Raw genomic sequence first — 427 nt, 5'->3', positions numbered from 1 at the left:
TATCGGTTCGAGAAAAGAGTTATCTGGTTGGAATCTATCCTTGGCAACCGTTTCAAAACTAGAAAGGAACTTGCAAATTATTTGAACATTAGTCCAAGAACCCAACAGCGTTGGACCAAACAATATTTAGAGCGTGGCATTCAGGGTCTGTTGACGGATGAGCCCAAGAAGCTCAAGTCAAGAATTATAACCCAAGAAATCCATCAAGGATTGAGTGAGCGTGTCAATTCCAGCACAGCCCCTTTTCTAGGGTACTGGGAAGCCCGTTCCTGGGTGTTCGAGCAATATGGCGTGGAAGTCAAATACCATTTACTGCGCCATTACTTGATACACCATTTTGGGACAAAACTTAAATCCCCTCGAAAGTCCCATTACAAAAAAGATGTGGAAGCTGAAAAAGCTTTTTTAAAAACTCCCTAATGAGCTG

At 42.4% G+C, this 427-nt stretch carries 1 protein-coding gene; it reads left to right on the top strand.

All coding sequences use genetic code 11. The features are described from left to right. The coding region (locus CXF67_RS00230; RefSeq protein ID WP_145990325.1) for a winged helix-turn-helix domain-containing protein at window positions 1-420 on the top strand (420 nt) is incomplete at its 5' end. Window positions 421-427: the final 7 nt, after the last annotated feature.

Source organism: Psychroflexus sp. MES1-P1E, from assembly GCF_002836055.1.
Taxonomy (GTDB): domain Bacteria; phylum Bacteroidota; class Bacteroidia; order Flavobacteriales; family Flavobacteriaceae; genus Psychroflexus.
This window is presented reverse-complemented; position numbering and strand designations above follow the sequence as displayed.